The 21010-nt window shown below is 71.6% G+C and carries 23 protein-coding genes; 16 read left to right on the top strand and 7 right to left on the bottom strand.

What is annotated here, in order from left to right; translation table 11 throughout:
* Positions 1-34: 34 nt before the first annotated feature.
* A complete protein-coding gene (gene holA / locus ASF37_RS15765; RefSeq protein WP_055965253.1) occupies positions 35-1006 on the top strand; it encodes a DNA polymerase III subunit delta in 972 nt (323 codons plus the stop codon).
* A gap of 207 nt (positions 1007-1213) precedes the next feature.
* Here the strand turns inward: holA and rpsT are convergent, their stop codons facing one another.
* Complete coding sequence (rpsT, locus tag ASF37_RS15760; protein WP_055965257.1) at positions 1214-1474, bottom strand: 30S ribosomal protein S20; 261 nt, start codon at positions 1472-1474, stop codon at positions 1214-1216.
* A 179-nt stretch (positions 1475-1653) separates the two neighbouring features.
* Here rpsT and ASF37_RS15755 point away from each other — a divergent pair, with 179 nt between their 5' ends.
* Both ASF37_RS15755 and lepA read left to right on the top strand, forming a co-directional pair.
* The gene (locus tag ASF37_RS15755) at positions 1654-1995 is read left to right on the top strand and encodes a hypothetical protein (protein WP_055965260.1); all 342 of its coding nucleotides are present in this window, start codon (positions 1654-1656) and stop codon (positions 1993-1995) included.
* An 82-nt stretch (positions 1996-2077) separates the two neighbouring features.
* On the top strand, positions 2078-3946 hold the full coding sequence (gene lepA, locus ASF37_RS15750; RefSeq protein WP_055965263.1) for a translation elongation factor 4: 1869 nt from the start codon (positions 2078-2080) through the stop codon (positions 3944-3946).
* A gap of 18 nt (positions 3947-3964) precedes the next feature.
* On the opposite strand, the gene ASF37_RS15745 is transcribed toward lepA, so the two are convergent.
* Positions 3965-5203, bottom strand: a complete 1239-nt coding sequence (locus ASF37_RS15745; protein WP_056555320.1) for an NAD(P)/FAD-dependent oxidoreductase — start codon at positions 5201-5203, stop codon at positions 3965-3967.
* Between the two features lie 75 nt (positions 5204-5278).
* Between ASF37_RS15745 and ASF37_RS15740 the strand changes: the two genes are divergently transcribed.
* The 4 genes from ASF37_RS15740 (at position 5279) to ASF37_RS15725 (ending at position 10046) form a co-directional block, all read left to right on the top strand.
* Positions 5279-5944 (top strand): MOSC domain-containing protein, encoded by a 666-nt coding sequence (locus tag ASF37_RS15740; RefSeq protein ID WP_056581624.1) that lies wholly within the window; start codon positions 5279-5281, stop codon positions 5942-5944.
* 45 nt (positions 5945-5989) lie between these two features.
* Positions 5990-7822 (top strand): long-chain fatty acid--CoA ligase, encoded by a 1833-nt coding sequence (locus tag ASF37_RS15735; protein WP_055965272.1) that lies wholly within the window; start codon positions 5990-5992, stop codon positions 7820-7822.
* Between the two features lie 3 nt (positions 7823-7825).
* On the top strand, positions 7826-9016 hold the full coding sequence (gene hemW / locus ASF37_RS15730; protein ID WP_056555330.1) for a radical SAM family heme chaperone HemW: 1191 nt from the start codon (positions 7826-7828) through the stop codon (positions 9014-9016).
* Between the two features lie 157 nt (positions 9017-9173).
* Positions 9174-10046 carry a CHAP domain-containing protein gene (locus ASF37_RS15725; RefSeq protein ID WP_162239224.1) on the top strand — a complete coding sequence of 291 codons (873 nt, stop codon included), beginning with the start codon at positions 9174-9176 and terminating at the stop codon, positions 10044-10046.
* A 38-nt stretch (positions 10047-10084) separates the two neighbouring features.
* On the opposite strand, the gene ASF37_RS15720 is transcribed toward ASF37_RS15725, so the two are convergent.
* Together ASF37_RS15720 and ASF37_RS15715 are read right to left on the bottom strand one after the other, a co-directional pair.
* Positions 10085-10933, bottom strand: coding sequence for a DUF3097 domain-containing protein (locus ASF37_RS15720; protein ID WP_056576098.1), 849 nt, complete (start codon positions 10931-10933; stop codon positions 10085-10087).
* Positions 10926-11357 carry a hypothetical protein gene (locus ASF37_RS15715; RefSeq protein WP_056555338.1) on the bottom strand — a complete coding sequence of 144 codons (432 nt, stop codon included), beginning with the start codon at positions 11355-11357 and terminating at the stop codon, positions 10926-10928. Before ASF37_RS15715 ends, ASF37_RS15720 begins: the two co-directional genes overlap by 8 nt.
* 122 nt (positions 11358-11479) lie before the next feature.
* Between ASF37_RS15715 and hrcA the strand changes: the two genes are divergently transcribed.
* From hrcA to era, 8 genes are all read left to right on the top strand, one after another.
* Positions 11480-12517: a heat-inducible transcriptional repressor HrcA gene (hrcA, locus tag ASF37_RS15710; protein WP_055965289.1), complete on the top strand. Its 1038-nt coding sequence runs from the start codon at positions 11480-11482 to the stop codon at positions 12515-12517.
* Between the two features lie 15 nt (positions 12518-12532).
* Positions 12533-13687: a molecular chaperone DnaJ gene (gene dnaJ, locus ASF37_RS15705; protein ID WP_055965294.1), complete on the top strand. Its 1155-nt coding sequence runs from the start codon at positions 12533-12535 to the stop codon at positions 13685-13687.
* A 19-nt stretch (positions 13688-13706) separates the two neighbouring features.
* Positions 13707-14048 carry a histidine triad nucleotide-binding protein gene (locus ASF37_RS15700; protein WP_055965297.1) on the top strand — a complete coding sequence of 114 codons (342 nt, stop codon included), beginning with the start codon at positions 13707-13709 and terminating at the stop codon, positions 14046-14048.
* A 101-nt stretch (positions 14049-14149) separates the two neighbouring features.
* Positions 14150-15166, top strand: a complete 1017-nt coding sequence (locus tag ASF37_RS15695; RefSeq protein ID WP_055965301.1) for a PhoH family protein — start codon at positions 14150-14152, stop codon at positions 15164-15166.
* Positions 15144-15677, top strand: coding sequence for an rRNA maturation RNase YbeY (ybeY, locus tag ASF37_RS15690; RefSeq protein WP_055965304.1), 534 nt, complete (start codon positions 15144-15146; stop codon positions 15675-15677). Before ASF37_RS15695 ends, ybeY begins: the two co-directional genes overlap by 23 nt.
* Positions 15674-16969, top strand: coding sequence for a hemolysin family protein (locus ASF37_RS15685; RefSeq protein WP_056581623.1), 1296 nt, complete (start codon positions 15674-15676; stop codon positions 16967-16969). Before ybeY ends, ASF37_RS15685 begins: the two co-directional genes overlap by 4 nt.
* Positions 16962-17315, top strand: coding sequence for a cytidine deaminase (locus ASF37_RS15680; RefSeq protein WP_056555341.1), 354 nt, complete (start codon positions 16962-16964; stop codon positions 17313-17315). The genes ASF37_RS15685 and ASF37_RS15680 overlap by 8 nt, the downstream gene beginning before the upstream one ends.
* Entirely contained in the window at positions 17312-18226 is a 915-nt protein-coding gene (gene era / locus ASF37_RS15675) for a GTPase Era (RefSeq protein ID WP_056581621.1), read from the top strand. The genes ASF37_RS15680 and era overlap by 4 nt, the downstream gene beginning before the upstream one ends.
* Before the next feature lie 12 nt (positions 18227-18238).
* Here the strand turns inward: era and ASF37_RS15670 are convergent, their stop codons facing one another.
* A complete protein-coding gene (locus ASF37_RS15670) occupies positions 18239-18505 on the bottom strand; it encodes an acylphosphatase (protein ID WP_055965315.1) in 267 nt (88 codons plus the stop codon).
* Positions 18506-18561: 56 nt separating this feature from the next.
* Between ASF37_RS15670 and ASF37_RS15665 the strand changes: the two genes are divergently transcribed.
* A complete protein-coding gene (locus tag ASF37_RS15665; RefSeq protein ID WP_056581618.1) occupies positions 18562-19575 on the top strand; it encodes a PHP domain-containing protein in 1014 nt (337 codons plus the stop codon).
* Between the two features lie 29 nt (positions 19576-19604).
* On the opposite strand, the gene ASF37_RS15660 is transcribed toward ASF37_RS15665, so the two are convergent.
* Positions 19605-19976 carry a hypothetical protein gene (locus ASF37_RS15660; protein ID WP_056555348.1) on the bottom strand — a complete coding sequence of 124 codons (372 nt, stop codon included), beginning with the start codon at positions 19974-19976 and terminating at the stop codon, positions 19605-19607.
* 19 nt (positions 19977-19995) lie between these two features.
* Entirely contained in the window at positions 19996-20730 is a 735-nt protein-coding gene (locus ASF37_RS15655) for a hypothetical protein (RefSeq protein ID WP_056576104.1), read from the bottom strand.
* Between the last annotated feature and the right edge of the window lie 280 nt (positions 20731-21010).

The raw sequence follows: 21010 nt of genomic DNA, 5'->3' as shown, positions 1-21010 counted from the left end.
CCGGCCTGTCGGAGACGGACACTAGGGTGGTCCCGTGGCGTCGCCGTTCGGGAAGATCCTGCTCATCACGGGCAGCGCGGAGTACCTGTCCGACCGCACCCGTGCGCGAGCCGTGGCCGCGATCAAGGCCGAGGACCCGCAGTGCGACGTCGCGACCGCCACGTCCGGCGGGTTGGCTGCGGGCGAGATCGCGGGGCTCACCAGCCCGTCGTTGTTCAGCAGCGTCAGCGGGCTCGTGCTCACCGAGCTGCAGGACCTGCCCGACGTCGCCCAGGGCGAGCTGCTCGCGTACGCCGCCGACCCGAGCCCCGACGTCGCGGTCGTCCTCGTCCACGGCGGTGGTCAGAAGGGCAAGGGCCTGCTCGACAAGCTGCGCGCCCAGTCGTCGGTGCACGAGGTCAAGCACGAGGCTCCCAAGTACGAGCGCGACCACGCCCGCTGGGTGGCCACCGAGCTGCGCGAGCTGGGCACCCGCATCGACGAGGAGGCGGCCACGCTCCTCGTCGCGGCCGTCGGGCAGGACCTGCGCGCCCTGGCCGGCGCGGCCGACCAGCTCGCCGCCACGCTCGACTCCGGCACCGAGGTCACCGTCGAGGTCGTGCGGCGCTACTTCGGCGGTCGGGCCGACGTCCGCGGCTACGAGATCGCCGACGCCGCCATCGACGGACGCATCAACGTGGCGCTCGAGCAGGCGCGGTGGGCCGAGACCGCCAAGGTCGCCCCGGTGCTGGTCACCAGTGCGCTCGCCACCGGGCTCCGCCAGCTCGCCCGCCTCGCCGACGCCCCGCCGCGTCTGGGCGAGGGAGAGCTCGCCCGCCACGTCGGCGCGCCCCCGTTCAAGATCCGCGTGCTCCGCCGCCAGCTGCAGGGGTGGGACCCGGCCGGCCTGGCCCGGGCTCTCGACGCGGTCGCCCAGGCCGACCTCGACGTCAAGGGTGGCGCGGCCGAGCCCGCGTACGCGGTCGAGCGCATGGTGCTGCAGGTCGCCGCGTCGCGTCGCCGCTGACCCGGGGGCGGTCGGTGGGTCGGGCCGGCGGGTCAGAGGCAGGTGACGCACCGAACGACCTGGCCAGCGGTCGGTGTGACACCTCTCGAGGACGTTGACGGGTGCCAGGCCCACCTCTGACGGCCGGCATCCGCAGGGTCGAGGTGCCGCAGGAACGACGAAGGCCCCCGGGTGACCGGGGGCCTTCGTGCGAGCTGTGGGGCTACGTCAGAGCGACGCGGCCTTCTTGGCGATCGACGACTTGCGGTTCGCCGCCTGGTTCTTGTGGATGACACCCTTGCTGGCGGCCTTGTCGAGCTTCTTGCCGGCGTCGGCGGCGAGGACCTTGGCCTGCTCGGCGTCGCCGGACTCGACCGCAGCGTGGAAGCGGCGCACGGCCGTCTTGAGGGCGGAGCGGACCGACTTGTTGCGCTCGCGAGCGGCCTCGTTCTGACGGTTCCGCTTGATCTGCGACTTGATGTTCGCCACGTGGCTGACCTGTTCTCTCGTACGTGAAGGGCGTGGTGCAAGTGTGAGGGCGCACCGGTAGGCACGCGACCGCTCACACTACCAGCGTCGGGCAGCCGCACCCAAATCGCCCGTGCGTGCTCGTGCCGAGGGGGCGCACTCCGACGACCGAGCGACCGCGAACCCTTACGATCCGAGTCATGCAGACGCTCTACAACGTGCTCGTGGTGCTCCACATCATCAGCTGGGTCGTGGCCCTCGTCAGCTACGCGTCGGTCGCCCGTCGGCCGCAGATCACGCCCTGGATCGCCCACGGCGTCGGCGCTGCGTTCGTCCTCGGCATCGCCCTCACCGGCATCGCCTCGGCCAGCGACGCCGTCGCCGACCCGAACAACGCCAAGGTCGGCGTGAAGCTCCTGGTCGCCCTCGTCGCCGTCGGCCTGGCCCACGGCACGCGCCGGCGGCCGTCGCCGAACCCCGTCGCACACGTCGTCGCCGCGCTCATCGTCGTGAACGTCGCGATCGCCTACCTCTGGACGTGAGCCGCCTCGGTCGACCGAGCCGGGCGGCCGCTCCGACGGGTGTGGTCGGCGGTCTGGCCGCAGATGGGAGGATGGACCCATCATGACGAGCTCCACGACGCCGGGCACGGCGCCCAAGCCGGGATCGACCGACCCGGCCCTCCTGCGCAACTTCTGCATCATCGCGCACATCGACCACGGCAAGTCGACCCTGGCCGACCGCATGCTGCAGATCACGGGGGTCGTCGACGAGCGGGCAGCGCGCGCCCAGTACCTCGACCGCATGGACATCGAGCGCGAGCGCGGCATCACGATCAAGAGCCAGGCCGTGCGCATGCCGTTCACCAAGTCCGACGGTGACGACGCCGGTCGTCACTACGTGCTGAACATGATCGACACGCCGGGCCACGTGGACTTCACCTACGAGGTCAGCCGCTCGTTGGAGGCCTGCGAGGGTGCGATCCTCCTGGTCGACGCCGCCCAGGGCATCGAGGCGCAGACGCTGGCGAACCTCTACCTGGCCATGGACGCCGACCTGCACATCATCCCGGTCCTCAACAAGATCGACCTGCCCGGCGCGCAGCCGGAGAAGTACGCCGAGGAGATCGCCGGCATCATCGGCGGCGACCCCGACGACGTGCTCCGGGTCTCGGCCAAGACCGGGCAGGGCGTCGAGGCCCTCCTCAACCTCATCGTCGACGAGGTGCCGCCGCCCGTCGGTGACGCCGACGGCCCCCCGCGTGCCCTGATCTTCGACTCCGTCTACGACACGTACCGCGGCGTCATCACCTACGTCCGCGTGGTCGACGGCAAGCTCAGCCACCGCGACAAGATCAAGATGATGTCCACCGGCGCGGTGCACGAGATGCTCGAGGTGGGCGTCATCAGCCCCGAGGCCGTGAAGGCCGACCACCTCGGCGTCGGCGAGGTCGGCTACCTCATCACGGGCGTGAAGGAGGTCCGGCAGTCGCGGGTGGGCGACACCGTGACGTCGAACACCCACGGTGCCGAGGAGCCCCTCGGTGGCTACGCACACCCGAACCCCATGGTCTTCTCGGGTCTGTACCCGATCGACGGCGACGACTTCTCGACGTTGCGCGAGGCCCTCGAGAAGCTGCAGCTCAACGACGCCGCGCTCGTGTACGAGCCGGAGTCCTCGGGTGCGCTCGGCTTCGGGTTCCGCATCGGCTTCCTCGGCCTGCTGCACCTGGAGATCGTCCGCGAGCGCCTGGAGCGCGAGTTCGACCTCGACCTGATCTCGACGGCCCCCAACGTCGTCTACCGCGTGGTGATGGAGGACGGTCGCGAGATCGTGGTGACCAACCCGAGCGAGTACCCGGCGGACGGCAAGATCGCGTCGGTGCACGAGCCGGTGGTCTCGGCCACGATCCTGGCGCCGAGCGAGTACATCGGCGTCATCATGGAGCTGTGCCAGGCCCGTCGCGGCCAGCTCGGCGGCATGGACTACCTGTCCGAGGACCGCGTGGAGATCCGCTACACGCTGCCCATGGGCGAGATCATGTTCGACTTCTTCGACGCCCTCAAGAGCCGCACGAAGGGCTACGCGTCGCTGAACTACGAGGTGTCCGGCGAGCAGAAGGCCGACCTCGTGAAGGTCGACATCATGCTGCAGGGCGAGATCGTCGACGCCTTCAGCGCGATCGTCCACCGCGACTCCGCCTACGCGTACGGCGTGATGCTGGCCGGCAAGCTCAAGGAGCTCATCCCGCGCCAGCAGTTCGAGGTGCCCATCCAGGCCGCGATCGGCGCCCGCATCATCGCCCGCGAGAACATCCGCGCCATGCGCAAGGACGTGCTCGCCAAGTGCTACGGCGGCGACATCAGCCGCAAGCGCAAGCTGCTGGAGAAGCAGAAGGAGGGCAAGAAGCGGATGAAGAACATCGGCCGCGTCGAGGTCCCCCAGGAGGCGTTCATCGCCGCCCTCTCCACCGGTGACTCCACCCCGAAGTAGTCCGCCGCTCCCTTCGGATCAGCGCGCGCCGAGGGCCGCGGCCACCTCGTCGGCGGCTCGCGTGCCCGAGGTCAGCGCCCCTTGGATGGAGGGTGTCTCGCGGTGGTCGCCGCAGACGAAGACGCCGCCGCCGACGTCGGCGGGTCGCCGCAGCTGCAGGGGCGCGAGGGCCCTCGGCAGCGCCCGGCCGACGTCGTGGCGCACCAGCAGGTCCCACGCGCCGACGTCGGTGCGCCACAGGCGGGCCGCCTGCGTCAGCGCCGCTGCGTCGGAGAGACCGGCCCCGGCGAGCGCGGTCACCTGCACCAGGTCGCGCCCCGGCGGGGCGTAGCCGGGAGCGGCCGCCGAGACGACGGCCGTGTTGACCACGGGCCCGCGGTCGCCGTCGACGACCAGCAGACGGTCCTGGGGCATGCCGGTGGGCGCACTGAACCACCACGTCACGAGCCCGCCCACGGGAGGTACCTCGGGCACCGCTTCCAGACCGGCCGCGTCGTGGACGTCGGTGGCGACGACGGCGGCGCGGGCCTCGATGGACCCGGACCCCGTGCGGACCGTGGTGCCCTGCGGGCTGCGGTCGACGCCCACCACCCGCACGCCCGTCTCGGCCGGACGTTGCAGTCCGGCGGCGAGCTGGGCGGGCAGGGCGCGCATGCCGTCGCCCGGAACGGCGGGGGTGCCGAGCAGGAACCACCGGACCAGCAGCCGTGCGTACCGGGACGAGGTGGCGCCGGTGTCGTCGGCCAGGACACCGGCCAGGAAGGGCTCCAGCACCTGTCGGCGCAGAGGTCCGCGCACCCCGGCGAAGTCGAGGGACTCCGCCAGGGTGTCGTCGGCCCGGCTCATGATGCGCTTCTCGCCGCCCAGGATCGGGGCCGCCCAGCGCGCGAGGGCCGCCAGCTCTCGCGGACGCAGCAGACCACTGCGCAGGGTGGAGGCGAGGAGGCCGGGCTCGCGACGCGGGTCGCCGATGGTCGCCACCGAGGCTCCGCGGCGTACTCGCACCCCGGCTGCGAACGGCTTCAGGTCCAGCGCCTCGAGGTCGACCAGGTCGCGCAGAGCAGGGTAGGCCGGGTTGAGCAGCTGGAAGCCGACGTCGCAGAGGTGGCCGTCGACGACGTCGGTGCGCACGCGGCCGCCCACGTCGTCCGCGGCCTCCAGCAGACGTGCATCGATGCCCATGCGCTGCAGCCGCGTCGCGCACGCCAGCCCGGCAAGCCCTGCTCCCACCACCACCACGTCGGTCCGCTCTGCCATGGACCCACGATCCCATCCCTGCTCGGGTCCGGCAGGGTTCGTCGCCTGGCCCGCTCTGCCGCTAGCCTCCCTCCCGTGGCAGCGCACCTCCTGTCGGTCAACGTGGGCCGGGTCGTCGACGTCCCGTGGGGGAAGCTCGGGCGGTCGGGGATCGACAAGCGTCCCGTCGCCGGACCGGTCCAGGTCCACCGCCTCGGCCTCGAGGGTGACGAGATCGCCGACACCAAGCACCACGGCGGTCCGGACCAGGCGGTCTACGCCTACGCCGCCGAGGACCTCGAGCGCTGGTCCGATCTGGCCGGTCGCACGTTCGTGGCCGGACAGTTCGGCGAGAACCTCACCACGCGCGGGCTCGACGTGCAGGACGCGCGGCTGGGGGAGCGGTGGGCGGTCGGCTCGACGCTCCTCGAGGTGTGCGACGTGCGCATCCCCTGTGCGGTCTTCCAGGGGTTCGTCGACGAGCCTCGTTGGGTGAGGCGCTTCGCCGAGCACGGGGTCGTCGGTGCGTACCTCAGGGTCGTGCAGGAGGGCGTCGTCCAGGCGGGCGACCCGGTGCGGGTCGTCGAACGTCGCGACCACGACCTCACCGTCGGGGCGGCCTTCCGTGCCCTCACGACGGATCGGGCGAGACTGCCGTCGTTCCAGGCCGAACCGAGGGTCTCGGCCAAGATCGCGCGGCAGATCGATGAGGTGCGCAACCACTCGTCCGGTGCCCCGAGAAGCGACCGACCAGTAGGTTAGGGTGAGCGGCACCACATTCCCCCGGAACGTCGTGTGAGGACATCCATGCCTGTGACCGCCACCCCCGAGCAGCTCAAGATCGTCGAGGACCGTGCGCCCAACGTGGCCCGCATGTTCTACGACCGTGTGGAGCAGACCCCGAACCGGGAGGCCTACCGCTACCCCGACGAGAACGAGGTCTGGCACTCGCTGACCTGGGCCCAGACCGGCGAGCAGGTGACGGCGCTCGCGGCCGGCCTGCTGGCACTCGGCATCGGCCCGGAGGAGCGCGTGGCCATCGCGTCCGGCACCCGTGTGGAGTGGATCTTCTCCGACCTCGCCGTGCTGGCTGCCGGTGCCGCCACCACCACCGTGTACCCGACCACGATGGCCAGCGACGTCGCCTACATCCTGGCCGACTCCGACAGCCGCATCGTCTTCGCCGAGGACGACGAGCAGGTCGCCAAGCTGCGCGAGAAGCACTCCGAGCTCCCCTCCGTCACGAAGGTCGTCGTCTACGACGGCACGCCCGACGGCGACTGGGTCATCGGCTTCGACGACCTCGAGCAGCTCGGCCGCGACCACCTCGCCGCCAACCCGGACGCCGTCAAGGACCGGGTCGCGGCCATCACGCCGCAGTCGCTCGCGACGCTCATCTACACGTCCGGCACGACCGGCCGTCCGAAGGGCGTGCGTCTCCTGCACGACGGCTGGACCTACGAGGGCGCGTGCATCGCCGCAGGCGGCTACCTGACCGCCGACGACCTGCAGTTCCTCTGGCTGCCGATGGCGCACTCCTTCGGCAAGGTGCTCCTCTCGACCCAGCTGCAGATCGGCTTCGCCACGGCCATCGACGGGCGCGTGCCGAAGATCGTCGACAACCTGGCGATCGTCAAGCCGACGTTCATGGGTGCGGCGCCCCGCATCTTCGAGAAGGCCTACGGCCGCATCGTCGGCATGACCGAGGCCGAGGGCGGCGCGAAGCTCAAGATCTTCAAGTGGGCCGAGAAGGTGGGCATCGAGCACTCGCGCGCGGTGCGCGCCGGCAAGCCGATCTCGCCGGTCCTCAAGGCCAAGCACGGTGTGGCCGACAAGCTCGTGTTCTCGAAGGTGCGCGACCGCTTCGGCGGCCGCGTGCGGTTCTTCATCTCCGGTGCCGCGGCGCTCTCGCCCGACATCGCCGAGTGGTTCCACGCCGCCGGCGTCCTCATCCTCGAGGGCTACGGGCTCACCGAGAACTCCGCCGGCGCCACGGTCAACCACCCGACCGACTTCAAGCTCGGCTCGGTCGGCATCCCGATGCCCGGCAGCGAGATCCGCATCGCCGAGGACGGCGAGGTCCTCGTCAAGGGCCCGCACGTCATGCAGGGCTACCACAACCTCGACTCCGAGAGCGCCTCGTCGCTCACCGAGGACGGGTGGCTGCACACCGGCGACGAGGGCCGTCTCGACGAGGACGGCTTCCTCTACATCACGGGCCGCAAGAAGGAGCTCTTCAAGACCTCCGGCGGCAAGTACGTGGCTCCGCCGCACATCGAGGGCATCTTCAAGGGCATCAGCTCGCTGACCAGCCAGATCGTGGTGCACGGCAACGAGCGCAACTTCTGCTCCGCGCTCATCACGCTCGATCCCGACGCGGTCGCCGAGTGGGCCACGGCGCACGGCATGGAGGGCAAGTCCTACTCCGAGGTCGTCTCCTCGCCGCAGATGCACGAGGTGATCTCCGGTCAGATCGACGAGCTCAACTCCAAGATCAACCGCTGGGAGACGATCAAGAAGTTCGCCATCCTGGACCACGACCTGTCGATCGAGTCCGGCGAGATCACGCCGAGCATGAAGGTCAAGCGCAACGTGGTGGAGTCGAACTACAAGCACATCCTGGACGGCTTCTACGCTTAGTCCATGACCTCGACCGAACGGCCCGCTCCCGACACCGGGGGCGGGCCGTTCGGCGTGCCCGCGACGGCAGCCGGATTCGGTGTGTACGTCCACGTCCCGTTCTGCTCGGTTCGCTGCGGCTACTGCGACTTCAACACCTACACCGCCGACGAGCTCGGCGAGGGTGCCACCCGCGCGACGTACGCCTCCTCGGCGCTGCAGGAGGTGCGGCGCATGGCCGAGGCCGTCGGGCCCCGGCCGGTCGAGACGGTCTTCTTCGGGGGAGGCACCCCCACCCAGCTCCCCGCCGACGACCTCGTCGGCGTGCTCCGGTCGATCGACGAGCACCTCGGGCTGCGCCCGGGTGCCGAGGTGACCACGGAGGCCAACCCAGACAGCGTCACGCCGGCGTCGCTGGCACGCCTGCGCGAGGGCGGCTTCACCCGCATCTCCTTCGGGGTGCAGTCCGCCGTGCCGCACGTGCTCGCCACGCTGGACCGGACGCACGACCCCGCCCGCGTCCCCGACGCGGTGCGCTGGGCCCGGGAGGCCGGGTTCGAGCAGGTGAGCCTCGACCTCATCTACGGCACCCCGGGTGAGTCGATGGACGACTGGCGGACCAGCCTGGACCAGGCGGTCTCCCTCGAGCCCGACCACGTCAGCGCCTACGCGCTCATCGTGGAGGACGGGACGGCCTTCGCGCGCAAGGTCCGGCGCGGCGAGGTGGTCATGCCCGACGACGACGAGACCGCCGACAAGTACCTGCTCGCCGACGCGACCCTCACCGCGGCGGGCCTGGGTTGGTACGAGCTGTCGAACTGGGCCCGCGACGAGGCCGCACAGTGCCGCCACAACCTGCTGTACTGGCACGGCGCCGAGTGGTGGGGCGTCGGTCCGGGCGCGCACTCCTACGTCGACCGACGGCGCTGGTGGAACGTCAAGCATCCTGCCGCCTACGCGCAGCGATTGGCTGCGGGCGACCCGGTCGAGGCCGACGGTGAGGACATCGACGCCCCCACGGCCGCTCTCGAGCGGATCATGCTGGAGATCCGGCTGAGGTCCGGTCTGCCCGTGGCGGCGCTCGACCCCTCGGTACGGGCGCAGGTGCCGGTGCTCGCCGCGCGCGGTCTGCTCGACGTCGTGGACGAGCGTCTCGTGCTCACCCTGGAGGGCCGCCTGCTCGCCGACGCCGTGGTCCGGGACCTCACGGACTAGGACGCCCGCCCCAGTCCAAGGGACTTTCGTCATTCGGATGGCGTGACCAAAGGCACGGTCCTACGGTGCTCCTGGGAGCAAGAAACGACTCGGGGGAGTTGGCGAGGGAGCAATGCGCATCGCGCATTGGCCAGCTCTGATCAGCATGCTGGTCGGCATGGCCATCATCAGTGTGCCGACGTCTGCGGACGCGGCGCCACGCACCGTGCTGTGCACGGGATACAAGCAGTGCGCCGCCAAGGGGTACACCCACGGCGGCTACGCGTCGGTCCGGTCGCGGTCGTACTGGAACATGACGCCCGGTCGCAGCTGCACGAACTACGTCGCGTACCGACTCACCAGGAACCGACTGGTCGCGCGACCGCCCGGCACCGACGCCGCCCTCACGTGGGGCGCGGCCGCTCGGGCCGCCGGACTGCGGGTGAGCGCTTCGGCACCACGCCGTGGCGACGTGGCCTGGTGGAAGGCCGACCGAGGACTGGCCGGCAAGAAGGGGCACGTCGCCGTCGTGGAGCGGGTCCGCGCGGACGGTTCCATCGTCGTCTCCGAGGACAACATGAACCGGACCTTCATGTGGCGCACCGTGCGACGAGGCTCGGGGTGGCCGTCCGGCTTCATCCGCTACCCCACGTCGGACGGGTCGCCGTCGGGCGTCCTGGAGTCGCTCGAGGCGACGGACGGCATGGTGGCGGTGCGCGGTGCGGCGAGCGAGCCCGACCGGTGGGGGCGTCCGGTCGCCTACACGGTCGCGCTGGGGGCGCCGCTGGACCGGGCGCCGGCGGAGACCTTCACGTTCTCCTCCGCCTACTTCCGGTTCTCGTGGCGACGCACCGTCCAGGTGCGCGGCGAGCTGCGCGCCTACCTGTACGCCCACAACGCCTCAGGCACCAGGGGCACGGACGTGCTGCTCGGCGTGGCCGACCTGGAGGTGCGGGACGACGGAACCACCCGGGGCGTCGCCGTGCCACGAGCGGACTGGCTCGACGACGTGGTCGCCCCGGTGCTCGGGCCGGTGGTCGGGCCGGGCTGACGGTCCTCGTCGGTGGGCCTCGCGAGACGCCGTGCCGCTCAGGGAGCGGTGACGAAGTCGATGAGCTCCTCGACCCGGCCCAGGAACTCCGGCTCCAGGTCGGTCCACGACCGGACGCGCGAGAGGATGTGCTGCCACGCGCGAGCGATGTCGGCCTGCTCGGCGTGCGGCCAGCCGAAGGCCGCGCAGATCCCACGCTTCCACTCGATGCTGCGCGGGACCACGGGCCAGGCGTCCACGCCGAGACGACCCGGCTTCACGGCCTGCCACACGTCGACGTAGGGGTGCCCGACGACGAGCACGTGGTCGCGGTCCGAGAGCCTCGCAGCGATGCGCGACTCCTTGGACCCCGGGACGAGGTGGTCGACGAGGATGCCGAGGCGACGGTGGGGACCGGGGTCGAAGTCGTCGACGACCCCGACGAGGTCGTCGACGCCGTGCAGCATCTCCACGGCCACGCCCTCCACCCGCAGGTCGTCGCCCCACACCTTCTCGACGAGCTCGGCGTCGTGCTTGCCCTCGACGAGGATCCGGCTGGGCAGGGCGACCCGTGCACGCTGTCCGGCGACCGCACGCGACCCGGACGCGGTGCGGGCCGCGGCCTTCGGTGCCGCCGCGACCGGAGCGACGAGCACGACCGGCCGGCCCTCCAGGAGGAAGCCCGGTCCGAGCGGGAACGACTTGCGACGCAGGTGGCGGTCCTCCAGCATCACCATGCCGAGGTCGCGCTCCACGCGGACGACCTCGCCGACCCACCCCGAGGTGACCTCCTCGACCACGATGCCGAGGTCGGCAGGGGCCTCGGTGGAGCGACCGCGCGGGGGAGCCTTCCAGTCGCCGGCCAGCACGTCCTGGCCGTAGCGCCCCGGGTGCCTGGCCTCAGCCATGCAGCACCCCGAGCAGCGTCTGGTGGAAGTCCTCCAGGTCCTCGCGGGCGATGGGTCCGCTGCTGGTGAGGATGCGGGTCGACGGGCGGGTGAGCCCGACGGCGAGGTCCACGGCGGCCGGCCAGCTGGGCGTGACGGTCGACGGGACCGTGTCGAGCGGGGGGACGAGGTCGCCGAGCGCGACCACGTCGCCGTCGGGGACGACCAGCACCAGCTCGCCGCCCAGGGGGCCGTGGCCCAGGTGCACCACCTCGACGAACAGGTCGCCGAGGTCGGCGGCCCAGACCGAGCTGAGGGTGCCGCCGCGCGACTCGTGCATGAGGAAGGTGCCGTCGGAGAGGGTGACCCGACGAGGTCGGTAGGTGAGGGTACGCGTGGTGCCCGTGACCGAGACGACCTCTCCCTCGCTCCCGATTGCTCCCACCTCGTTAGACTGGCACTTGCCCTGGGTGAGTGCCAAAGCGCCACGCCGCGTCGTCGTGCCCCGTCTGCGCGCCCCGGGGCCGTCGCGACCCAGCAGGCCCGATCAGCAGAGAGGAGACCGCCGTGCCGGAGGACCGAAGACTCGCCTCTGACGACCGTCGCCTCGAGGTGCTGCGCGCCATCGTCGAGGACTACGTCGAGACCCAGGAGCCCGTGGGCTCCCGGGCGCTCGTGGAGCGGCACCAGCTCGGTGTCTCGCCGGCGACCATCCGCAACGACATGGCGGCCCTGGAGGACGAGGGCTACATCGCGCAGCCGCACACGAGCGCGGGCCGGGTGCCCACCGACAAGGGCTACCGGCTGTTCGTCGACCGGCTGTCCCAGGTGAAGGCGCTCTCGACGCCCGAGCGACGCGCCATCGAGACCTTCCTCGGGGGAGCGGTCGACGTCGACGACGTCGTGCAGCGCAGCGTCAAGGTGCTGGCCCAGCTGACCAACCAGGTCGCGATCGTGCAGTACCCGTCGCTGACCCGCTCCACCGTGCGCCACGTCGAGGTCGTCGCGCTCGAGCACGCACGCGTGCTGCTCGTGGTGATCACCAGCAGCGGCCGGGTGGAGCAGCGCGTCGTCGAGCTCGAGTCCACGCCGGGCGACGTGCTGCTGTCCGACGTGCGCTCACGCATCATGACCGCCACCATCGGGCAGCGGCTGCCCGAGGCGTCGCTGCGCCTGGCCGAGGTGATCGGCACGTTCGCCGAGACCGACCGGCCTCTCGTCACGTCGGTGGTCACCACGCTCACGCACGTGTTCTCCGACGAGCGGTCCGACGAGCGCATCGCCGTCGGCGGCACCGCCAACCTGGCGCGCTTCGGCCGCGACTTCGACTCCTCGATCCGCCCCGTCCTCGAGGCGCTCGAGGAGCAGGTCGTGCTCCTGAAGCTCCTCGGCGAGGCGACCACCGACCCCACCGTGCGCATCGGCCTCGAGACCGGTAGTGAGGGACTGGCGGGCACCGCCGTCGTCTCCTCGGCGTACGGCACCCCCGAGCAGGCGCTCGCCACGTTGGGCACGCTCGGACCCACCCGCATGGACTATCCAGGAACCATGGCCGCCGTCGGCGCGGTCGCCCGCTACGTCGGGCGACAGCTGGCGGACGGCTGAACAGGACGAGGACCAATGGCACAGGACTACTACGAGCTGCTGGGCGTGTCCCGGTCGGCGACGCCCGAGGAGCTCAAGAAGGCGTACCGCCGGCTCGCGCGCCAGCTGCACCCCGACGTGAACGACGCACCCGACGCGGCCGACCGCTTCAAGGAGGTCACCACCGCCTACGAGGTGCTCTCCGACCCGCAGAAGAAGTCGGTCTACGACCGCGGCGGCAACCCGCTCGGCGGCGGGGGCGGCGCGGGCGGCTTCGCCGGCGGCGGCTTCAGCTTCGACGACATCATGGACGCGTTCTTCGGCGGCGGGGGCAACACCCGCGGGCCGCGATCGCGCGTCCAGCGCGGGCAGGACGCCCTGCTGCGCCTGCAGGTCGACCTCGCGGAGGCCGCGTTCGGCGTCACCCACGACATCAAGGTCGACACGGCGGTCGTGTGCACGCGCTGCGACGGCAGCGGGGCCGAGGACGACTCCGAGGCCGTCACCTGCGGCACGTGCCACGGGCACGGCGAGGTGCAGCACGTGCAGCGCACGCCGCTGGGCAGCGTCCGGACCGCCCGCCCGTGCCCGACCTGCCACGGCTTCGGCTCGGTCATCCCCGACCCGTGCCACGAGTGCAACGGCGACGGCCGGGTCAGGTCGCGTCGCTCGCTGACCGTCTCGATCCCTGCCGGCGTCGACCAGGGCACCCGCATCCAGCTGGCCGGCGAGGGCGAGGTCGGCCCCGGCGGAGGACCCCCCGGCGACCTCTACATCGAGGTCGAGGTGGCCCGTCACCCCGTCTTCACCCGCAAGGGCGACCAGCTGCGCTGCCAGGTCACCCTGCCGATGACCGCTGCGGCCCTCGGCACGCACGTCGACCTGCCGACGCTCGAGGCCGACCTGGCCGACCAGGACGGGCCCGACACCGTGGGCCTGGAGGTGCCGGCCGGAACGCAGTCCGGCGAGACCCTGACGCTGCGTGGCCAGGGCGTGCCGCGGCTGCGCGGCCCCGGTCGCGGCGACCTCGTGGTCGAGATGGTCGTCGAGACCCCGGACCGGCTCGACGACGAGCAGCGCGAGCTGCTCAAGCAGCTGGCCGAGCTGCGCGGCGAGGACCGTCCCGAGGCACAGATGGGCTCGACGCACCGGCACGGCATGTTCGGGCGCATCAAGGACGCCTTCCGCTGAGGTGCGGTAGGAAGGGACCATGAGCCAAGACGACTGCCTGTTCTGCGCGATCGTCGCCGGTCGGGTTCCCGCCGACGTGGTGGCCGAGGACGAGCACGCGCTCGCGTTCCGCGACATCAGCCCGCAGGCGCCCACCCACGTGCTGGTGATCCCGCGGGTCCACCAGCCCGACGTCGGCAGCCTCGCCGAGGCCGAGCCGGAGGCGGCGGTCGGGCTGCTGCGGCTCGCGCGTCGCGTGGCGCAGGAGGCGGGCGGCTCCTACCGACTCGTGTTCAACACCGGCGCCGACGCCCACCAGACCGTCTTCCACTGCCACGGTCACGTCCTCGCCGGGCGTGCGCTGGGCTGGCCCCCAGGCTGACGTCCCCGGGTTCCGGGTCCTCGTCGGCCACGGGACGAGCCCGCGACGCCGGTCGTGGGTTGCGCGCGTGTCGCCTGCCCCCCGTACGATGGTGGACAGACATGACTTCTGACTTGCCCGGGGACCAGCGACCCCACACCTTCACCGTCCCGACCAGCATCGACACCGTCGCCCTCTACGGTCCGGCCGACGCGTTCCTGCGCATCGTCGAGGACGCCTTCGACGCCACCGTGCACGCGCGCGGCAACGTCGTGACCGTCACCGGCGAGCCCGGCGAGGTGGCCCTCGTGGAGCGGCTGCTCGACGAGCTCGTCGCCATCGTGCGCACCGGCCAGGGCCTCACGGCCGAGACGGTCGAGCGCAGCATCTCGATGCTCCGCACCGAGACGCAGGAGCGCCCGGCCGAGGTGCTCAGCCTGAACATCCTGAGCAACCGTGGCCGCACCATCCGGCCCAAGACGCTCAACCAGAAGAAGTACGTCGACGCGATCGACAAGCACACGATCGTCTTCGGCATCGGCCCGGCCGGCACCGGCAAGACCTACCTCGCCATGGCCAAGGCCGTGCAGGCGCTGCAGGCCAAGGAGATCACCCGCATCATCCTCACGCGGCCCGCGGTCGAGGCGGGGGAGCGGCTGGGATACCTGCCCGGCACGCTCAGCGAGAAGATCGATCCGTACCTGCGTCCGCTCTACGACGCGCTGCACGACATGCTCGATCCCGAGACGATCCCCAAGCTGCTCACCAGCGGGACCATCGAGATCGCGCCGCTGGCGTACATGCGCGGCCGCACCCTGCAGGACGCGTTCATCATCCTCGACGAGGCGCAGAACACCACCCCCGAGCAGATGAAGATGTTCCTCACCCGGCTCGGCTTCGGCTCCCAGATCGTCGTCACCGGCGACGTCAGCCAGGTCGACCTGCCGTCGGGCCAGAAGAGCGGTCTGCGCGTCGTGCGCGACATCCTCGCCGACGTCAAGGACATCCACTTCTCCACGCTCACGTCGCAGGACGTCGTCCGTCACAAGCTGGTCGGTCGCATCGTCGCCGCCTACGACGCCTTCGAGTCGGCGTCGGGCCCGGGGCAGGTGGACCATGAACGTCGACGTCCTCGATGAGTCGGGGCAGGGCGTCGACGTCGTCGCCCTCACCCGGCTCTGCCGGTTCGTCATGCGCCGCATGCGGCTGCACCCGGCCACCGAGCTGACAGTCCGCCTGGTCGACACCGACACCATCGCCGTGCTCAACGAGCAGTGGATGGGCAAGAAGGGCCCCACCGACGTGCTCTCCTTCCCCATGGACGAGCTCTCGCCGGGCCGGCAGGACCGCGAGCCCGAGGAGGAGCCCGAGGGCTACCTCGGCGACATCGCGCTCTGCCCCCAGGTGGCGGCGCAGCAGGCCCCGGCGGCCGGGCACGATCCGTCCGACGAGATCGAGCTGCTCACCGTGCACGGCATCCTCCACCTGCTGGGCTACGACCACGCCACCGCCGAGGAGCACGCCGAGATGTTCGGCATCCAGGGGCGTCTGCTCCTGGAGTGGCAGCGAGCGGCTGCCGGCACGGACGTCGAGGAGGGCTCCCTGGCCACCGGGTCCGGAGCCGTCGAGCCGAAGGACACGCCCCGATGACCGTGGCGATCGTCGCGTCGATCGTCCTGGCGATCCTCGCTGGTCTGTTCGCGAGCATCGACGCCGCTCTGTCCTCGTTCTCGCGCGCACGGGCGGCCGAGCTCGGCGACGAGGGTCGCGGTGGTGCGGCGGCGCTCAGCCGCATCCTCGAGGACCCCGCCCCGGCCCTGAACGCCGTGCTGCTGCTGCGGGTCGTGTGCGAGACGGCGGCCATCGTCCTGGTCGCCCTCGTGGTCGACGACTACGTCGACGGACTGTGGTGGCAGATCGGCGTGGCCGTGGCGATCATGGTCGTCGTCTCCTACGTCCTCATCGGCGTCGGACCCCGCACTCTCGGGCGTCAGCACAGCGAGTCGGTCGCGCTCGCGTCCGCCGGGCCCGTGCGCCTCGTCACGGCCCTCCTGGGGCCGGTTCCGCGCCTGCTGATCGTCGTCGGCAACGCCCTGACGCCCGGACGTGGCTTCCGCGAGGGCCCGTTCGCCTCGGAGGTCGAGGTCCGCGAGCTGGTCGACCTGGCGGCGGCCAGCAGCGTCATCGAGTCCGACGAGTCCAAGATGATCCAGTCGGTCTTCGAGCTGGGAGACACGATCGTGCGCGAGGTGATGGTGCCGCGCCCCGACCTCGTGTTCATCGAGCACTCCAAGACGCTGCGCCAGGCCATGTCCCTCAGCCTGCGCAGCGGGTACTCGAGGGTGCCCGTGATCGGCGAGAACCTCGACGACGTCCTGGGGATGGCCTACCTGAAGGACGTCACCAAGCGCGTCTTCGACAACCACGTGGCCGAGTCCACCGAGAAGGTCGACTCGATCATGCGACCGTGCCTGTTCGTCCCCGACACCAAGCCGGCCGACGACCTCCTGAAGGAGATGCAGGCGCAGCGCACCCACGTCGCGATCGTCGTCGACGAGTTCGGCGGCACGTCGGGCATGGTCACCATCGAGGACATCCTCGAGGAGATCGTCGGCGAGATCACCGACGAGTACGACACCGAGCCCGACGAGCTCGAGGCGTTGTCGGACGGGTCCTACCGGGTGAGCGCACGCTACGACGTCGACGACCTGGGCGAGCTGTTCGACATCGACCTCGACGACGAGGACGTCGACTCGGTCGGCGGCCTGGTCGCCAAGCACCTCGGCAAGGTGCCGATCCCCGGCAGCACGGTCGAGATCGATGGTCTGAAGCTCGTGGCCGAGGCACCCAGCGGACGCCGCAACCGCATCGGACGCGTGCACGTGTCGCGCCTGGAGCCCGAGCCCGTGTCCGAGCCGAGCAACGGAGGATCCCGTGACTGACCGACCCGACAGCGACCCGGTGACCCTCGCCCCGGAGGACGCCAAGCTGGTGACCCTCGCACGAGCCACGCGAGCACGCACGCAGGCTCCCGCGGGGGCCGCCGTGCGCGACCTCGACGGGCGCACCTACGCGGCCGCCCAGGTCGACCTCCCGTCGGTCCGGGTCGGGGCGCTCGAGCTGGCCGTGGCCATGGCGGTGTCGTCGGGCGCGCGAGGCCTCGAGGCCGCCCTGGTGGTCGCCGACGACCTGCCCGACGTCGCGCCCGTGCGCGACCTCGCCGGCGACGGGGTGCCGGTGCTCCTGGCCGACCCGGCCGGTCGGGTCGTCGACAGGACGACCACATGAGCTTCCGGTCCGGCTTCGCCTGCTTCGTCGGTCGCCCCAACGCCGGCAAGTCCACGCTCACGAACGCGCTGGTGGGTGAGAAGGTCGCCATCACGTCGTCCAAGCCGCAGACCACGCGGCACGCCATCCGTGGGCTCGTGCACCGCCCCGACGCCCAGCTCGTGCTGGTCGACACGCCCGGTCTGCACCGTCCGCGGAACACGCTGGGACAACGCCTCAACGACATCGTCCGCACCACCTGGGCCGAGGTCGACACGATCGCGATGTGCTTCCCCGCCGACCAGAAGATCGGCCCCGGGGACCGCTTCCTCGTCGCCGAGCTGGCCAGGATCCGGCGGGCGCCCGTGCTGGCCGTGGTCACCAAGACCGACCTGGTGGCACCCGAGCGGGTCGGGGAGCAGCTGATGGCGGTGCAGGAGGCCGGTCGTGCCGCTGGTCTGGAGTGGCGCGAGATCGTGCCCGTCTCGGCCGTCAACGGCGACCAGGTCGGCCTGTTGTCGGACCTGCTGGTGGCGACGCTGCCCGAGGGCCCGGCCCTGTACCCCGAGGGTCAGCTCACCGACGAGCCCGAGACGACGCTGGTCGCCGAGATCGTCCGCGAGGCCGCCCTGGAGGGTGTGCACGACGAGCTGCCGCACTCCATCGCCGTCGTGGTCGACGAGATGACCCCGCGCGAGGACCGTCCGGCCGACCGTCCGTTGCTCGACGTGCGGGTCAACGTGTACGTCGAGCGCGACAGCCAGAAGGGCATCGTGATCGGTCACAAGGGTGCGCGGCTCAAGGAGATCGGCACGACCTCCCGCGGCCAGATCGAGCGCCTCCTCGGCACGCCGGTGCACCTCGACCTGCACGTGAAGGTGGCCAAGGACTGGCAGCGCGACCCCAAGCAGCTGCGCAAGCTCGGCTTCTGAGCCGGGTCGGGGTCAGACGGTCCTGAAGCCCGACTCGCCCTGCGGGACCTCGTCGGTGACGACCACCTCGGTCACCGACGCGCGCGGAGGCCCGCCACGGCACCAGGCGACCATCCGGTCGACGGCGGCCGGCTCACCCTCGAAGGCCGCCTCGACCGTGCCGTCGGGTCGGTTGGTGACCCAGCCGGCCAGGCCGAGGCGGCCCGCCTCCTGCTCGCACGAGGCGCGGAAGAAGACCCCCTGCACCCGACCGTGGACGACGACGCGACGGCGGACCATGGGAGGACCGTACCCGTGCACTGGCGGCGCCTCGGCGACCGCGACACGATGGCGTCATGGACCCCGTGTCGGCGCTCGACGAGATCGGCTTCTGGCTGGAGCGTTCCCGTGGGTCGACCTACCGGGTCGAGGCCTTCCGCAGGGCCGCCCGCACGCTCGCCTCGCGTGACGACGTCGAGCAGCTGGCCTCCGCGGGTCGGTTGCGGACGGTCGACGGCATCGGTGAGCGGACGGCCGGTGTCGTCGTCGAGGCGCTGCAGGGGAGGGTGCCCGCCTACCTCGTCGAGCTGCGGGAGCAGGGGGAGGGTCCGCTCGTCCCGGGCGGTGAGCAGGTGCGGGCGACGTTGCGCGGCGACCTGCACGCCCACACCGACTGGTCCGACGGGGGCTCACCGCTCGAGCTGATGGCTCGAACCGCGGCTCGGCTCGGGCACGAGTACCTCGCGATCACCGACCACTCGCCGCGCCTGACGATCGCGAACGGGCTGACGGCCGACCGGCTCGAGGCGCAGCTGGAGCTCCTCGCCGAGGTGGACGCCGAGGTCGACGGGGTCAGGGTCCTTTCGGGCATCGAGGTCGACATCCACAAGGACGGGTCGCTGGACCAGGACGACGCCCTGCTCGACCGGCTCGACGTCGTGGTGGCCAGCGTGCACTCGGACCTCCGGGCCGACAGCATCGCGATGACCCGGCGCATGCTCGGCGCGGTGCGGCACCCGGCCACGGACGTGCTCGGCCACTGCACCGGCCGGCTCGTGGAGGGCTCGCGGGGGAAGCGGCCGCAGAGCAGGTTCGACGCGAAGAGGGTCTTCGCAGCGTGCGCCGAGCACGGCGTGGCCGTCGAGATCAACGCCCGTCCCGAACGGGCGGACCCACCGGACGACCTGGTGGCCCTGGCGCTCGACGCGGGCTGCCTGTTCAGCATCGACTCCGACGCGCACGCCCCTGGTCAGCTCGACTTCCTGGACCACGGGTGCGCCCGCGCCGCCGCTCTGGGCGTGCCCACCGATCGCATCGTCAACACGTGGCCGGTCGACGACCTGCTCGCCTGGACGTCGCGCCGCGCCTGAACCCACCGCAGCCCGAGGGGCGAGCGGCACTAGGTCGCGGGGGAGCCCGCGGCCTCGCACACGTCGGCCGTGGCCGCCAGCGTCCTCAGGTAGTCGGCGTGCACGTCGGCGGCCTCGGTGCCGGTCGGGGTCGTCGCCACTGCGGCAGCCGCACGGGCCAGCGGTCGGAGCTCGGCGGCGTCGGACGTCGACAGGGTGTCGGCCTCCGCCGTGAGGGCGTCGGCGAACGTGCGCATCGCTGCGACGTCGTCCCGTGCGACGTCGCGGTCCACGTGCTCCTCGACGAGGTCGCACCCCGCTGCGAGGGGGTCGGCGCCACCGGCCGCATCCCTGTCAGCGCCCGCCGAGCACCCTGCCAGCAGCACCACGACCGCGAGGGTGGCCCACGCCCTGGACGTCATCGTCGTCGTGAGCCAGGGCTCACAGGTGGGCGGCGAGGGTGCGAGCGTCGCGTGGCGAGACGGGGTCGGGGACGCGGCCGGTGACCTCGTCGTAGACGTCGATCAGCTCGCCGAGGTCGCGGACCATGCGACGAGCACGGGCATGGCCGTCGGCGCAGTCGGCGCGGCACTCGCCGGCAGCCACGCGGTGCGCGACGGCGAGCGTCGCGAGGGACCACGCCTCGGGTGCGGTCAGGTCGGGGGCCGCGGCGAACGCCATGATCCGCGATGCGTTGCGGTGATGGTCGGCGTGGTCCTCGTCGAGGTCGCCCTCGCGACTCGGGGTCGTCCGCGCGACCTCCCAGGCCGCGGCCACCTGCTCGACGTCCGTGCTGTCGTGGAGGTCGTCATCGTGGGCGTCGAGCAGCGCGAGCGTGCGGTCCGCGTAGCCCTGGGCGCCGGCCCGTGCCGTGGGATCGACGAGACGCAGAACCTGGCGGGCCTGGGCCAGCCGCAGGCGGGTCCGCAGCTCAACCGAGTCCTCGCTCGTGCCGAAGAGGCGTCCGACGAGCGGGACCAGGCGGTGGCGGTCGGCGTCGCTGGAGAGGTCGTTCGCGACCCTCGCCTCGTGCGCGAGCAGCGGGTGGGTGCACTCCGGGCGGTCGCTCCACGGCTCGCCGGCCAGCACGGAGACGTACTCCATGACGCACGCCTCGCCGGCCTCGGCGTCGTGGGCGCCGGCCGTGAGCGTGGGCAGACCGGTGGGGAGCGTCATGCGTCCATGATCCCAGGAGAGGCAAGGGTCGGCGCGTCGTCCTTCTGCTGCGTTGCTCCGGCTGGGTCTCGACCTGCGGCTGCGTCGCTTCGGCTCGGTCTCGACCTGCTGCTGCGTCGCTCCGGGTAGGTCGTGCCTTGCGGCTGCGTCGCTGTGGTTCGTCGTCGACCTGCGCTCCGACAGGGCCTCGACCGGTGGACGGGTCCGGGGTCGGGTGGGCTCTCGGAGCGTGGCTCGGGGGACGCAAGGTTCTGCGTTCGTGCGTGAGGGGGCGAAGGAT

Origin of the sequence: Aeromicrobium sp. Leaf289, from assembly GCF_001423335.1 — a bacterium.
Classification (GTDB): domain Bacteria; phylum Actinomycetota; class Actinomycetes; order Propionibacteriales; family Nocardioidaceae; genus Aeromicrobium.
This window is presented reverse-complemented; position numbering and strand designations above follow the sequence as displayed.

Coding starts and splice junctions, on each gene's coding strand:
- ASF37_RS15735 (WP_055965272.1), top strand. CDS start 5,990: ATGCCTGTGACCGCCACCCCCGAGCAGCTCAAGATCGTCGAGGACCGT.
- ASF37_RS15720 (WP_056576098.1), bottom strand. CDS start 10,933: ATGGCTGAGGCCAGGCACCCGGGGCGCTACGGCCAGGACGTGCTGGCC.
- era (WP_056581621.1), top strand. CDS start 17,312: ATGAGCTTCCGGTCCGGCTTCGCCTGCTTCGTCGGTCGCCCCAACGCC.
- ASF37_RS15670 (WP_055965315.1), bottom strand. CDS start 18,505: ATGGTCCGCCGTCGCGTCGTCGTCCACGGTCGGGTGCAGGGGGTCTTC.
- ASF37_RS15665 (WP_056581618.1), top strand. CDS start 18,562: ATGGACCCCGTGTCGGCGCTCGACGAGATCGGCTTCTGGCTGGAGCGT.
- ASF37_RS15755 (WP_055965260.1), top strand. CDS start 1,654: ATGCAGACGCTCTACAACGTGCTCGTGGTGCTCCACATCATCAGCTGG.
- hemW (WP_056555330.1), top strand. CDS start 7,826: ATGACCTCGACCGAACGGCCCGCTCCCGACACCGGGGGCGGGCCGTTC.
- lepA (WP_055965263.1), top strand. CDS start 2,078: ATGACGAGCTCCACGACGCCGGGCACGGCGCCCAAGCCGGGATCGACC.
- ASF37_RS15655 (WP_056576104.1), bottom strand. CDS start 20,730: ATGACGCTCCCCACCGGTCTGCCCACGCTCACGGCCGGCGCCCACGAC.
- ASF37_RS15660 (WP_056555348.1), bottom strand. CDS start 19,976: ATGACGTCCAGGGCGTGGGCCACCCTCGCGGTCGTGGTGCTGCTGGCA.
- ASF37_RS15700 (WP_055965297.1), top strand. CDS start 13,707: ATGAGCCAAGACGACTGCCTGTTCTGCGCGATCGTCGCCGGTCGGGTT.
- ASF37_RS15685 (WP_056581623.1), top strand. CDS start 15,674: ATGACCGTGGCGATCGTCGCGTCGATCGTCCTGGCGATCCTCGCTGGT.
- ASF37_RS15695 (WP_055965301.1), top strand. CDS start 14,150: ATGACTTCTGACTTGCCCGGGGACCAGCGACCCCACACCTTCACCGTC.
- ASF37_RS15725 (WP_162239224.1), top strand. CDS start 9,174: ATGGCCATCATCAGTGTGCCGACGTCTGCGGACGCGGCGCCACGCACC.
- ybeY (WP_055965304.1), top strand. CDS start 15,144: ATGAACGTCGACGTCCTCGATGAGTCGGGGCAGGGCGTCGACGTCGTC.
- dnaJ (WP_055965294.1), top strand. CDS start 12,533: ATGGCACAGGACTACTACGAGCTGCTGGGCGTGTCCCGGTCGGCGACG.
- ASF37_RS15745 (WP_056555320.1), bottom strand. CDS start 5,203: ATGGCAGAGCGGACCGACGTGGTGGTGGTGGGAGCAGGGCTTGCCGGG.